Origin of the sequence: Xanthomonas sp. LMG 12461 (genome assembly GCF_009192935.1) — a bacterium.
GTDB classification, from domain to species: Bacteria; Pseudomonadota; Gammaproteobacteria; order Xanthomonadales; family Xanthomonadaceae; genus Xanthomonas_A; species Xanthomonas_A sontii.
Genome location: NZ_NQYT01000061.1, coordinates 57,753 through 71,070, shown reverse-complemented (window position 1 = coordinate 71,070; position 13,318 = coordinate 57,753). Strand labels below are relative to the sequence as shown.

The 13,318-nt window shown below is 69.2% G+C and carries 12 protein-coding genes; 3 read left to right on the top strand and 9 right to left on the bottom strand.

All coding sequences use genetic code 11. The annotated features are described in order from the left end of the window. Window position 1: 1 nt before the first annotated feature. From CEK68_RS15960 to CEK68_RS15940, 5 genes are all read right to left on the bottom strand, one after another. Complete coding sequence (locus CEK68_RS15960) at window positions 2–733, bottom strand: DUF3348 domain-containing protein (RefSeq protein WP_152239978.1); 732 nt, start codon at window positions 731–733, stop codon at window positions 2–4. A 126-nt stretch (window positions 734–859) separates the two neighbouring features. Next, window positions 860–1,345 carry a hypothetical protein gene (locus tag CEK68_RS15955; RefSeq protein WP_226977914.1) on the bottom strand — a complete coding sequence of 162 codons (486 nt, stop codon included), beginning with the start codon at window positions 1,343–1,345 and terminating at the stop codon, window positions 860–862. A 250-nt stretch (window positions 1,346–1,595) separates the two neighbouring features. After that, complete coding sequence (locus tag CEK68_RS15950; RefSeq protein ID WP_152239977.1) at window positions 1,596–4,325, bottom strand: TonB-dependent receptor; 2,730 nt, start codon at window positions 4,323–4,325, stop codon at window positions 1,596–1,598. Between the two features lie 133 nt (window positions 4,326–4,458). Continuing rightward, window positions 4,459–5,580 (bottom strand): phosphatidylinositol-specific phospholipase C1-like protein, encoded by a 1,122-nt coding sequence (locus CEK68_RS15945; RefSeq protein ID WP_152239976.1) that lies wholly within the window; start codon window positions 5,578–5,580, stop codon window positions 4,459–4,461. A 365-nt stretch (window positions 5,581–5,945) separates the two neighbouring features. Then, window positions 5,946–7,901, bottom strand: a complete 1,956-nt coding sequence (locus CEK68_RS15940) for an acetyl-CoA hydrolase/transferase C-terminal domain-containing protein (protein ID WP_152239975.1) — start codon at window positions 7,899–7,901, stop codon at window positions 5,946–5,948. Between the two features lie 201 nt (window positions 7,902–8,102). On the opposite strand from CEK68_RS15940, the gene CEK68_RS15935 reads away from it, so the two are divergent. The 3 genes from CEK68_RS15935 to CEK68_RS15925 are packed head-to-tail and all read left to right on the top strand — an operon-like array spanning window position 8,103 to window position 10,499. Continuing rightward, entirely contained in the window at window positions 8,103–8,471 is a 369-nt protein-coding gene (locus tag CEK68_RS15935) for a BlaI/MecI/CopY family transcriptional regulator (protein ID WP_010340889.1), read from the top strand. Continuing rightward, entirely contained in the window at window positions 8,461–9,906 is a 1,446-nt protein-coding gene (locus tag CEK68_RS15930) for a TonB family protein (protein WP_152239974.1), read from the top strand. The genes CEK68_RS15935 and CEK68_RS15930 overlap by 11 nt, the downstream gene beginning before the upstream one ends. After that, window positions 9,903–10,499, top strand: coding sequence for a hypothetical protein (locus tag CEK68_RS15925; protein ID WP_152181036.1), 597 nt, complete (start codon window positions 9,903–9,905; stop codon window positions 10,497–10,499). Before CEK68_RS15930 ends, CEK68_RS15925 begins: the two co-directional genes overlap by 4 nt. 45 nt (window positions 10,500–10,544) lie before the next feature. On the opposite strand, the gene CEK68_RS15920 is transcribed toward CEK68_RS15925, so the two are convergent. From CEK68_RS15920 to modA, 4 genes are read right to left on the bottom strand one after another with little or no spacing between them, the layout of a single operon-like run. Next, a complete protein-coding gene (locus CEK68_RS15920; RefSeq protein ID WP_152181037.1) occupies window positions 10,545–11,102 on the bottom strand; it encodes a flavin reductase family protein in 558 nt (185 codons plus the stop codon). Between the two features lie 60 nt (window positions 11,103–11,162). After that, window positions 11,163–11,780, bottom strand: coding sequence for an ATP-binding cassette domain-containing protein (locus tag CEK68_RS15915; protein ID WP_152239973.1), 618 nt, complete (start codon window positions 11,778–11,780; stop codon window positions 11,163–11,165). Window positions 11,781–11,808: 28 nt separating this feature from the next. Continuing rightward, entirely contained in the window at window positions 11,809–12,504 is a 696-nt protein-coding gene (gene modB, locus CEK68_RS15910) for a molybdate ABC transporter permease subunit (protein WP_152239972.1), read from the bottom strand. Window positions 12,505–12,513: 9 nt separating this feature from the next. Beyond that, window positions 12,514–13,293 (bottom strand): molybdate ABC transporter substrate-binding protein, encoded by a 780-nt coding sequence (gene modA, locus CEK68_RS15905; RefSeq protein WP_152239971.1) that lies wholly within the window; start codon window positions 13,291–13,293, stop codon window positions 12,514–12,516. Between the last annotated feature and the right edge of the window lie 25 nt (window positions 13,294–13,318).

Sequence of the window (13,318 nt, the reverse complement as noted above, 5' to 3'; positions counted from 1 at the left end):
ATCAACGGCTGCGAAGCGCGGCGAGCAGCGCTTCGATGGGATGGAAACGGACGTCCAGCTCGGCGCGCAACACGCTGTGCAGGTCCTGGCGGAACAGGTCCAGCCAGGCCGTGTCGGCAGGCGCCGGCGGAACGTCGGTGAGGGATGGATCGGGGGCGGGCGCGGCGGCCGCGCGCAGGCGCTGGAAATGCGCTTCCAGCAGGTTGGGCACCGTCGCCAGCAGGGTCTGCTCGCGCGGGCTCAGGGTCAGTTCCATCACCGCATCGACCTCGGCCAGCCGCGCCATGTCCGGCGAGAGCGGGACCAGGGCATCGCGCAGCAGGCCGCGCAGGCGTCCGGTCGCGGTCAGCATCGCGCGCTGCAGCGCCTGGTAGCGCTGGCGGAACGGCGCGTAGTCGATCGGTGCGTCGGGGTCGTGCTGGCGCTTGCCCACGGGCTTGCCGGTTTCCTTGGCGATGTCCAGGGCGATGCTCTCTTCCAGTGCAGCGCGCACGCGGCCGCATTCGGCCTCCAGGGCCGACGGTTCCGGCGCCTCGGGGGCGTCCTCGGCAGGCTCGGGCAGTTTGCCGTCCAGCGCCCGCGACACCGCCACCGCGCGGTTCCAGTCGATCCATTGGCCGAGCCGGTCGGCCAGCGCGGGGCTGGACGCGGGCATCGGCGCATCGCTCAGGCGCGCCAGCAGGCGAATGAAGGCCGGGCCCGGGACGGGCGCCCGTGGAGGGGCTTTCGCCATGTGAGTGGTCAAAAACCCGCAATTTTACACGCGAATGACATCGGCTGCCCGGAGGCGGCCGATGCCGAACCGCGAGGGGACGCCAGCGACCTCAGCGCGCCTGGCGTTCGTTGCGAATGCGTTGCCTCATTTGCATTGCGGCTTGTTCATCTTGATGTCTTTCAGATCGGCAGCCGTATACAGCGCCGCGGGGCGGTTCGGGTCGTTCTGCATGTTCTGGTAGAGATTGGCCAGTGCCTGCAGATGGCCGTCTTCGCCGCTGCCGAAACGCTGCTGTTCCGAAGCCTTGGCGCCGTACAGGCCATTGCACAGCAGGGCTTTCCTGAAGATCTTCAGCACTTCCACGCGCGCGTAGTAGGTCTGCAGGCGCTGTGCGGCGTCTTGCGGTTGGTGATTGATCTTCGCGTAGTTGCTGTTGCAACGCGGACCGAGGTCCGTCGGATAGGCAGCGGCGATGCCCGCGCAACTGGCGACGGTGGCGGGCGGAGCGGCCAGCGCAGCAAAGGGCAGGAGTGTCGACAGCACGAGCAGAAGAGCGCGGAGCGATGGGCGCATGTTCATCGAAGGGAATCCTTGGTCGCAATGGGGATGGATGGTCGGCTTGCGCGCCATGCAGACATGGTCGTCGCGCAGCCACTGTCGTTGCGTGCCGATATGTGCGGGATCGGGAAATGTCCCTAGATGCCCGGGCCTTCAGCCCGAGGAAGCGCGATGCAGCTTGCGGAGGATTGCCGCACCCCTCGATGCTTCGGCGCCAGGAGTGGCCTCTGAGGGCGGGTCGCGGCGCTGGTGCATCCTGCCCAATGCCTTGCGTGCAGTCTGCACGCAAGGCACTCGCCGCAGCGGCGGAGGCAGGGCAGCGTCAGTAGGTGTAGCTCAGCGTGAGCATGTACACGCGCCCGGTTTCCACGTAGGCGCCGTCGGCACCGGGGTCGTAGGCCATGTAGCGGGTGGACTTGCCCTGGGTTTCGTAGAACGTGGCCGAATTCAGCAGGTTCTTCGCGGCGATGCCGACGTCGATGCCGTGCGGCAGGTGGTAGGTGGCGGTGAAGTCCAGCGACTTGACCGGCTGCAGGTAGTAGTTGAGCCGGTCGCTGGTCAGGCCGAGCAGTTGCAGGCCGGTGTAGTTGTAGCTCAGGTCGGCGCGCAGGCGGCTGTCGTCGTAGAACAGGTCCAGGTTGTAGATACGCTCGGGCGCACGCGGCAGCCAGGTCTTTTCCGGCTGGTCGGCGCGCTTGCTGTCGGCGGAACTGTGTTGCAGGGTCAGGTTGGCGGCAACGCCGAAGTTGCTCCAGAACCCAGGCAGATCCTGCAGGCGCTTGCTGCCGGCCAGTTCCACGCCGTACAGCGTCGCGGTGCCGCCGTTCTGCGGCATGGTCACCGGCACGCCGTCCTCGAAGGTGGTACCGGTCGAGACCAGGCCGCCGAGCGTGTTGTCGTTGCTGGTCGCCGACTGCGAGGTGTAGATGAAGCCGGTGATGCGCTTGTAGTAGGTCGAGGCGCTGAGCACGCCGCCGTTGCGGTCGTAGAACTCCGCGGACAGGTCTGCATTGTCGGCCTTGCTCGGCTGCAGGTCGGGATTGGGTTTGGAGATGCCGATGACCTTCTGGGTGGGGTCGACCGTGTACACCGTCTCGCCGGAGATCAGCCCGAACGCCGGGCGGCTGAAACTGCGCCGCAGCGAGGCGCGGTAGACGGTCAGCTCGTCCGGGCGGTAGTTGAGGCTGATGCCCGGCAATACTTCGCCATAGGTGCGGCCGCTGCCGACGAAGCGGCCGTTGATGCCGTCGCCGTTCGATTGCCAGGCATCGGCGGAGTAGCGGGTCAGTTCGTAGCGCACGCCGGGCAGGAGGGTCACCGCGCCGACATGCAGCGTGGCCATCGCGTAGCCGGCGTAGATCGCCTCGGTACTGGAGGTGGTGTTGGCGTTGTAGTCGTTGGCGGTATAGACGCCTGCCCCATTGGGATCGTTGACGTACTTGTACGGCACCGCCTGCGCACGCACCCAGTCGCGGTCGAGGATCTTGAACGGGCCGTCGTAGTGGCCGTCGAAGGCGGCATAGGTGAGGCGGCCGGGCAGTGCGCTCAGCGGCGGGCCGCCAGCGTTGGGGAACACGTAATTGGGGCCGCCGAAATACGGGCCGTTGTAGACGAAGTTGCCGTCCTTGTGGAAGAACGGGTGATCGTAGGAGCCGCGGTCGGCGTGATCGAGCGACAGGCCGGTCTTGACCTCGTCGAGCACGTCGCCGTCCACGCGGTAGCTGATGTCGGCATGCGCGCTGGCGCGGTTGTCGTGGCTGCCGGCATCGTGGCCCTGGGTCTTCCAGAACAGCGCCGAATCCAGGCTGTAGAAGAAGTTCTTCAGGGCCGGCGAGCTCGGGCCGATGCTCGGATAGGTCGGGTCGCTCAGGTCGAACGCAAAGCTGCCCGGGGTGAAGCCGTACAGGCTTGCGGCGACGTAGTCCGGGCGGCTGCGCGTGCCGCGTCCGAAGGAACTGCCGTAATCGAAGCGCAGACGATCCAGCGTGGTCTGCCCGCCCAACTGCAGCGTGGCCAGGGTTTCCTTGATGTCGTGGGTGTTGAAGTAGCCGCCACGCACCGCGGTCGGCTGGTTGTTGACGGTTTCCAGGCGTGCGCTGGATTGGTCCTGCTGGCCGGTGACGTTGTAGCTGCCGTAGATGGCGCGCGCGAAAAGGGTGGTGTGCTCGCCCTGCCAGTCGAAGGCGAGGTTGCCGCCGTAGCGCTCGATCTGGCTGGTGTAGACGCTGTACTTGTAGCGGGCGCTGAGCAGCGGGCCGACGTCGCGCAGGTCCACCGCCTTGGCCTGCGCCGGGTCCGCCGGGAAGTAGGCGCTGTTGGGCGCCGGCGCCTGCGCCATGTTGTTGTTCCTGCCGTAGTAGGCCGAGGCATAGACGCCGAACGCATGGTCGTCGCCGAACTTCCAGGCCAGCTCCTGTTGCAGCGTGCCGCCGGTATGCTTGCCGCCAAGGTCGGAAGCGAGCGCGTTGAACTGGCCTTGCGTGGTGGTCTTGCCGTAGAAGTCGCCGTCGAAGTCGAACGCGCTGGGCGTGCGCATGTCGATCGTGCCGCCGATCGCGTCGCCCGGCAGGTCCGGGGTCGGCGACTTGGAGACCTTGACCGACTGGATGCCGAACGGCGCGAGCATGTTCAGCGAGATCGCGCGCGTGGACGAATCGGTCTCGGGCATGCCGAAGCCGTTGAGGCGGTAGCTGTTGTAGCTGGCATCCAGGCCGCGGATGCTGACGTAGGCGTTCTCGCCGGTGGTGGCCTGGCCCAGGTGCATGTCGCTGTAGGCCGACAGCCCGGGCAGGTGCGCGACCACGTCGGCGATGCCGGCGGAGGGAATCGCATCGATCTGCTGCTTGCTCATCACGCTGTTGACGCCGTTGGACAGGCGCTGTTCGTCCAATGAGCCCGGCACGGTGGCCTGCGCGGCCTGCACGTTGACCGAGTCCAGGGTGGTGGTGCGCGCGCTGGCGTCATCGGCGTCGCTGGCGCGGGCGGTTGGCGAGAGCGCAAGCGCGAGGGCGATGGCACAGCACAGGGGGCAGGGGCGATGGAACGGGAGCATGGGGGTGGCTCGTTGGGGGGAAACAGCGGTTGCGATCCGAAGTCCGGACACGCCGATGCCGGCGCGCGGATCGCCCAGGCCTTCCATTGCGTACGTGTGGGGCGTGGCCGCGACGTCGCGCGGCCAATGGCATTCAGTGGCCCAGGTCGACGCCGTGGCAGTCGGCCTGCGGACGCTGCGGATTGCAGCGGGCGACGGCGTCGTCGGGGAAGCGCACCACGTAGCCGGAGGCGGCAGGCTCGTGATCGGGAAAGTCGGTGCTGAGCAGTTGCGCGCCGCTGGCGAGCATGGCGTCGCGTCGCGCAGTGTCGTTGCGCAGGGCTTCCTTGAGGTCCGCGTCGGTGCGGGTGCGCACCAGGTAGCCGGCCTTCACCAGCGTCGCGATCTCGTCGGCGCTGCCGTCGTTGCGTTCGACGAAGGCGGCGTCGTCTGTGCCGGGATCGGCATTGGTGAAGCACACGCGGCCGCGCAAGGACGGATGGCCGGCCAGGTAGGCCGGGCCGATCGAACGCTGGTCGAGCAGGAACACCACCTTGCCGCGCGCCGCGGAGAGCGCCGGCCAGCCCTGCGCGAGCACGGCGGCGTTGAGCGTGGCCGCGCTGCCGCGTACCTGGTCGGGGCTGATGTAGTCGTTCGCGGCGAATACCGAGCGCAGTTCGGCATCCAGTGCATCCAGCGCCTTGCCGTCGAACGGCTCCGGCTGCACCGTGGGGAAGGCCGCCGGCACGGTGGATTGCTTGGTTTCCAGCAGGATGAAGATCGGCAGATGCCCGGGGTGCCGTTGCGACCACGCCCGCACCTCGCGCAGGCAGGCCAGCAGCGGCTGGCAGGTGCTGCGCTGGTCGAGGTCCTGGATGTGCATGACCTTGAAGCCCGGCCGCTGCATCACGCCTGGCGCGGCGATCGGCGGAGCCGGCGGCAGCCCGGCCTTGGCAAGCTGGTCGATCATCGCCGGGTGCGCGTAGCGTCCGCCCTTGGCGTCGGCGTAGATGTCCAGTTCGATCTGGCGCACGCCGTCGTCCAGTTGCTGCGTCAACGGCGGATGCCGGTAGTCCAGCACCGCGAACGTCGCTGGATCCAGGCGTTTCCACAGCGCCGCTTCGCTGGGCGCGAAGCCGGCGTGGTAGCTGTTGTGGCTGCCGATGTACTGCAGGTCGCCAAGCCTGGGTGCGGCGCACAGCGCAGATGGCAACAGCGCCAACACCGCCAGCGGCGCGCGCAGCGCAGCTGGCGCACTGCGGAGTTTCGACGACATCGGGACAGAACGTTGGGGGAACATCGTGGTCACGCTTGGTAACGATATCTCGACAGCATCCCGAGTGCAGTTGACGCGGGTGTTGCCAAATCGTGTCATGGTCCGCGCTGTGCCCACGATCGTGCGCGGTGTCCTATGCGTGCATGATCGTCGTCACGTTGTCGCGGCTGGTTTGGACAAGCACCGCCGGCGATGCGCTTTTGCCGCAACTCAGCGCGAAGCGTTGTCGTTGTTGCGAGAGCGACTTGGCCGCGACGGGCATTCCCGATCGCGCGCGTTGCGGCTGTCGGCCCAGGGCACGTCGAGCCGCTTCTATACGTAAACCCTGCGTCGCCGGGTGGCTCCCTGCCGTTGCCGCGCGTGCGTCATTGCGGCGTGCGCGTGCGCTGCAGGGCGAATGCCAGCAACGTCGCGTCCAGCCGTTCGCCGAGGCTGCGCGGCGCGTCCAGCCCCATGCGCTGCATGCAGGCGGCATCCGCCGCGGGACGCGCCAGCACCGCGCTGGCCACCGTCTTCAGCTTGGCGCCGGTGCTGGCAGTGTGCTGCTGAAGCCAGGACAGGGCGCGCAGCAGGCGTTGCTCGACCTCGGTGAAATCGCTGCCCAGCGGATAGTCGGGCAGGGTGCCGTCGCGGCGGAACGGCGCCAGCGCGTCGCGCACGCGCGCAGCCTGATTGCGTTGCCAGTGCGTGGGTGCTGCGAAGTCGGCGGCCAGCTTGCCGTTGGCCTTCGCCGTCTCCAGCAACGCAAGTTGCGCCTGCACGTCGGCGATCCCGACCATCGCCGCGATGCAGTCCTCGTCGGTCAGGCCGCGCAGGTCGGCGATGCCGTACTCGTTGACGTAGAGGTCGCGCAGGTGCCGCGGGATGGTGGTGTGGCCGTAGTTCCAGCGCACGTTCGACTGCGTTGCGCCGGCATCGCTGCGGACGGCGCGGAACATCAGTACGCTGCGCGCGTCGTCCAGCGCGTGCGCCATGGACACGAAGTTGTACTGGCCGCCGACGCCGGACACCACGCGGCCATCGTCCAGTGCATCGGACACCGCCGCGCCGAGCGCGGTGGCCATCATGCACGAGTTGAAGAAGCGCGCCTCGCGCCGCTGTACCCGGCGCAATGCCTCGTCGCCGTAGAGCTGGTTGATCTCGCTGATGCGGCGCATGCCGATCGCCGCGCGCGCCTGCGGATCCATGTCGCGCAACCAGGCGTAGAACTCCGGCGAACCCAGGTAGAACGCGCCCTGCAGGTATTCGCCCTCGCGCTCCAGGCGCTGCAGGTCCTGCGCATCGGCAGTGCCGTCGGCCACGCGCTGCAGCAGCGGCGCGTCGTCGAGCACCTTGCGCCGGATCACCCCGCACTGGACCAGTTGCCGGAAACCTTCGTTGAGCATCTCGCTGCAGCCGAACAGGCCGACCGCGAACGGCTCCAGGCCGCCGCATTCGCGCACCGCCGGATGCCACTCCAGTTCCGGATCCAGCGCCGCCAGCACCTGCCGGTAGCGCGCGTTGTCGGTATGCCGCAGCACCAGCGCATGGCACAGCGCATCGGCCAGCGTGCCGATGCCGATCTGCAGGGTGCCGCCGTCGCGCACCAGCGTGCTGGCGTACAGGCCGATGGCGTAATCGGCATCGGCGACCGGCTGCCGCGGCAGCCCGAACAGGCGCGGATACGGCCCCGGCGGCGTCACCACCACGTCGAAGAAGCTCGGCTCCACCGCCGCGCAGCCGCCGATCCACGGCAACTGCGGATCGACTTCGGCCACCAGCAGCGGCCGCGGCAGGCCGCGCCGCTGCACTGCGGCCAGGGTGTCCTGGGTGATGTCGTTGTTGCACGAGAACGACAGCCGGGTGCCGTCGGGTTCGAGCGCCACCTTCTGCACGATCAGGTTCGGCGCGCGCTGCGCCACCGCATCGGCGGCATGGGTGTAGTTGAGGCTGGTGTAGCTGCGCTGCGCCTGGGTCGAGCGCAGCAGCGCGCCGGACTGCATGTAGAACTCTTCGACCTGGATGTGCGCCGGCAGCGCATCGCGCTGCATCGCCTGCACGTAGCGCAGGCGCGGGAAGTCCTCGCCGAAATGGCGCTGCACGAACGGCCGCGCGAACCGACCCTGCAGCCCACCGCCGGGCGCCGGCGGATTGAGCGACAGCGCGGTGTAGATCTGCAGCGGCCGCGTCGGATCGTGCTCGATGCGCTCGTACAGCGCGTTGAGCAGGCGATGCGGCTTGCCCAGGCCCAGCGGTGCGCCCACGCGCAGCGGGCCGGCGATGCGCTGCAGGATCAGGTCGGCAGCGGCGTCGAGGTCGTCGAGATGATCGGTCATCGGCATAGCTTAGAGGGTGTGCCGGCGATTGCGTGGATCGTGGTGCGCGCGCGATGCGCGGGGTGCCGCGGCGTACGCGATTGGCGGCGACGACCCCCGGGCGTGGTGGCATGCCGATCGCCAGGGCATCGGTCGTTGCGCAAAAAAACGCTTGACATGCGTTTTGTTTACGCGCGTAATCATTGAAAATTTACGGGCGTAAACGAAATGTCGATCAGCGATGCGGAAGCCGTGGTCATGGAGGTGCTGTGGGAGCGGCACCCGCTCAGCGCCGAAGAGGTGTTCGCCGCCTTGTCCGGGCATGGCGGCTGGGCCGAACCCACGGTCAAGACCCTGCTCAACCGCTTGCTCAACAAGGGCGCGATCCGCGCCGACAAACAAGGCCGCCGCTATCTGTACACGCCCCTGCTGCAGCGCGCGCAGTGGGTGCAGCAACAGAGCGAAGGCCTGCTCGACCGCCTGTTCGGCGGCCGTATCGCGCCGTTGGTGGCGCACTTCAGCGAACGCGGCAAGCTCAGCGATGCCGATATCGCCGAACTCAAACGACTGATCCAGGAGCTGGACGATGAGCATTGACGGGATCGTGAGGGACCTCGGGAGTACCGCGCTGGTCGTCAGCGTGGCCATCGCGGCGGTGCTGGCATTGCGCGTGCCGATGCGGCGCGCGTTCGGCGCCGGCATCGCCTACGCGCTATGGATCGCGGTGCCATTGGCGCTGCTGGCGGCACTGTTGCCGAGCGGCTGGCGTCCAGCGTTGCCGGCGGGCTTGGCGCTGGACATGCCGGCGGTGCTGGTCGGCGTGACACGGGCGCAGATGTCGGTAGGCGACGGCGTGTCGGCGAGCGGACAGGCCACAGTCTGGTTGCTTTCGTTGTGGCTGGCGGGTGCGCTGGCCTCGGCGACCGTGCTGTGGCGGCAGCAGCGCCGCTACCGACGCAGCCTGGGTCGCTTGCAACCTGGCGAGGATGGCGTGCTGGTCGCCGAGCATGCGCTGCATGGGCCGCTGGTGCTGGGTGCGTGGCAGCCGCAAGTGGTGGTGCCGATGGACTTCGCCGCGCGCTATCCGCCGCCGCAGGCGCAACTGGTGCTGGCGCACGAACGCATGCATATCGCCCGCGGCGACACCCGCAGCAATCTGCTGCTCGCCGTGCTGCGCTGCGTGTACTGGTTCAATCCGCTGCTGCACTGGGCGGCCACGCGCTTCCGCCTGGATCAGGAACTGGCTTGCGATGCCGCGGTGCTGGTTCGCCATCCCGGCACGCGCCGGCATTACGCCGAGGCGATGCTGCAGACCCAGTTGGACGCGCTTGCCTTGCCGGTGGGCTGCCATTGGCAGGCGGGCAGCGTCCTGTGCCAGCGCATTGCCTTGCTGCGGCGTCCGGCGGTGCGCGGTTGGCGTCGTCGTCTGGGCCTCGCGGCGGTGACGCTGGCCGCGTTGAGCGGGAGTGCGATGGCACTGGCGTTGCCAACTGGAACAGATGCCACGGGCGTGGCACGCGATCTTGCTGCGAGCGAGGTGGATGGCACGTCGGCACGATCGGTGCAGCAGGCGTCGGTGGTCGCCGCGCGGACCGGAGCGCGGCCTGCCAAGGTGATCGACATGCCGCCCCCGAAATACCCGGATGAAGCGGTGCGTGCCGGCGTCTCCGGCAAGCTGGTCCTGCTGGTCGACGTGGATGCGCACGGGGCGCCGAGCGGCGTGCGCGTGCTGGATCATGGCAGCGGTAGCGCAGTCTTGGATGCTGCCGCGGTCACCGCCGCCTGGAAGTGGCGCTTCTCGCCGGCGACTGCGCACGGACGCGCTGTGGCCAGCCGCGTGAAGATCCCGGTCGCGTTCGACGTGGAAATGTACCCCGAGGAGGCGCCGGCTGGCGTCGCCGATGCTGCGAATTACCGCTGGTATCGCCTGGGCGAGGATGCCGGCGACACTTTGGCGAGCTTGTGCGACAAGGTGTTCTCCGGCAAGGGCGGCGCCGCGCCGCTGTGCGGCATGGCGCGGACCGTGCGATGAGTGCGCACTTGCGGACCGGCATGCTGCTGGCGTTGGTCCTTTCCGGCTGCGCCAGCCACGTGCCGAAAGACGCGCCGCAACCGACCCAGCGCATCGACTCGGTGGATCAGCGCATGCTGGAAACAGGATTCGGCGCGGCGCCCGGTGCAGCGGCGGTGCAGTCGTATCGGATGCAGCCGCAGGAAGTGTTCCGCATGCCGCAACCGCTGCAGGCGCCGACGCCGCAGTTGCCAGGCGCGTCGCTGCGCCGCACGTTGGCCCCGACCACGGTGTGCGTGCGGGTGATCCTGTCCGCGCAAGGCATGGTGGAGCGCAGCGCCCTGTTGAACGATCGCCCAGACTGCAGCGCGGGCGCGCAGCCGGAGATGGCCGATCTGCTGCAGGCGGTGCAGGACGCGGTCGCGCACTGGCGCTTCGTGCCGGCGGCGATCTGCACCTATGCCGATCCGGCGCAGCGGCCGGCGCAGGAGGGGCGCTGCGACGATGCGCAGTCGGTGCAGGAGGTGCCGGTGACGCTGGCCTACGCGTTCACCTTCGAGGTCCGACAGGGCAAGGCCAGCGTGCAGTCGGGACGCGTCGGCGGCGCGCGCTGAGCGCCGCGATCGCAGTGTGCGGTCTGCCTCGTCCGTTGCCGGGAACTACAGCATCTCCGGCTTGAACAGGCGCCGCCGCGAGATCTCCGGGCCGGACAGCATGAAGCGGCCGTCGCCCCGGTAGTGCAGGGTGCGCGGCCGCTTCGGCGAGGCGGCGACGTGCGCCTTGACCACCTCCCATACGAACAGGCCGTGTTTGCCGATCTGGCTGCCATCGTGCAGGCGGCATTCGAAGCTGGCGTAGCACTCGGCGATCAGTGGCGCCGCCAGGTGCGTGGCGGGCACCGCGGTGAGGCCGAAGTGCGCGAACTTGTCCAGGTCCGCACCGCTGGTATTGCCGATGCCGACCACGGTGTCGACCAGGTCGGCGGTGGGCAGGTTGATCACGCATTGCTTGCTGCGCCGGAGCAGCGCGAAGCTGTGGTTGGCGCTGGAAATGCAGCAGGCCAGCAGCGAGGGCGAGAACTCCAGCACCATGTGCCAGCCCAGGGTCATGATGTCGCGTTGCTGCTTCCACGCCGAACTGACCAGCACCACCGGGCCCGGCTCGAGGAAGCGGCGCACGTCCTGGGTGGGGAAGTCGAGCTTGCGGTAGCGGCGCATGCGCAGTCTGCCGTGGCGGGGCCTTCAGTCTCGCCGGCCCGGGTGAACGCGATGTCGGCGTCAGTCCAGCCGATGCACCGCGTCGGCGATGCGTGCCACTTCCTCGGCCTGGTGGCTGACGTAGAGCATCGGCAGGCGCACGTCGTCGCGTACGCGCTGCAGGTAGGGGATCAGTTCGCTGCGGCGGTCCGCGTCCAGCGCCGACAGCGGTTCGTCGAACAGCAGCAGCGACGGTTGCGACAGCAGCGCGCGGCCGATCGCCACGCGCTGCGCTTCGCCGCCGGAGAGCGTGTCGGGGCGCCGCCCGAGCAACGCGCCGATGCCGAGCAGCTCGACCACCGCGTCCAGTGCAAAGCGCGCCGGCCGGCCGCGGCCGTGGCGGCCGTAGCCAAGGTTGCGGCGCACGTCCATGTGCGGGAACAGGCGCGCGTCCTGGAATACGTAGCCGATGCCACGGCGATGCGCCGGCAGGTCGATGCCGGCGGCGCTGTCGTACAGCACCCGGCCATCGATGGCGATGCGCCCGCCGCGCGGCGGCAGCACCCCGGCGATGGCGTTGAGCAGGCTGGTCTTGCCCGCACCGGACGGACCGACCAGGGCGACCACGCGCGCCTGTTCCTCGATGCGCACGTGACGGGCGAAACGGCCGCGCTGCAGGTGCAGGTCGATGCTCAGCATCGGTGCAGGCTCCGGGTGCTTGCGCGGCTCATGCATCCGCCTCCGCGCCGCGCTGGCGCCGGACCAGCCACTCGGAGGCCAGCAAGGCGCCCAGCGAGATCGCCAGCGCCACCGCCGCCAGCCGCCAGATGCCGGCTTCGGCGCCGGGCACCTGCAGCAGGCTGTAGATCGCCGAGGCCAGGGTCTGGGTCTGTCCCGGGATGTTGGAGACGAAGGTGATGGTGGCGCCGAACTCGCCCAGCGCCTTGGCGAAGCCGAGCACGCCGCCGGCGACCACGCCCGGCCACGCCAGCGGCAGGGTGACGGTGAAGAACACCCGCCAAGGGCCTGCGCCGAGCGTGGCGGCGGCCGCTTCCAGGCGGCGGTCGGTGGATTCCAGGGCCAGGCGGATCGCCCGCACCATCAGCGGGAAGCCCATCACTGCGCTGGCCAGCGCCGCGCCGGTCCAGCGGAACGCGAACTGCACGCCCAGGTGCTCGAACAGCCAGCCGCCGATCGGCCCCTGCAGGCCGAACAGTTGCAGCAGCGCGTAGCCGGTGACGATCGGCGGCATCACCAGCGGCAGGTGCAGCAGCGCGTCCAGCAACGACTTGCCGAAGAAGCGGCGCCGCGCCAGCAGCCAGCCGCAGGCCACGGCGAACGGCAGGCTGGCCAGCGCCGCGACCAGCGCGACCTTGACGCTCAGCGCGATCGCGGTCAGTTCCTGCGCGGTGAAGTCGAACAACGCCAGGCCTCAACGGGCGAGCGAGAAACCGTGGCGACGGAAGATCGCCTGTGCCGGTGGCGTGCCCAGCCAACGCACGAAATCGGCAGCGCTCTTCGCCTGCGCGCTCGCCCGCAGCGGCGCCACCGGATACACGATCGGCGCGTGGCTGTCGGCGGGGAAGGTCGCCACCACCCGCACCTTCGGTTCGGCCTGGGCGTCGGACCCGTAGACGATGCCCAGCGGCGCTTCGCCGCGCGCCACCAGCATCAGCGCGCTGCGCACGCTCTCGCTCTCGGCCAGGCGCGGCTGCACGCTGTCCCACTGACCCAGCGCCTGCAGTGCGGCGCGCGCGTACTTGCCGGCCGGCACGCTGGCGGTCTGGCCGACCGCCAGGCGCCCCTGCGCGCCGAGCGCGGCGAGCAGCGCGCCGGGTTTGCGCAGGTCGACCTGCGCCTTGCTGGCGGCCTGCGCCACCAGCACCAGCGTGTTGCCGAGCAGGTCGCGGCGCAGTGCCGGATCGATCAACTTGCGCTGCTGCAGGTAGTCCATCCATTCCTGGTCGGCGGACACGAACACGTCCGCCGGCGCGCCCTGTTCCACCTGCCGGGCCAGCGTGGAGCTGGCGGCGTAGGACACCTGCACGGGGGTGCCGCTGGCGCGCTGGTAGGCGCTGGCGGCCTCGTCCAGCGATTCCTTGAGGCTGGCGGCGGCGAACACGGTCAGCGGCGTCTGCGCCGAGACCGGCGCGATCGCGGTGGCGGCGATCAAGGTGCACAGGCACAGCAGGCGGCGCAGCGGTCGGGTCATGGGTCACTCCAGCGGGATAGGGGAG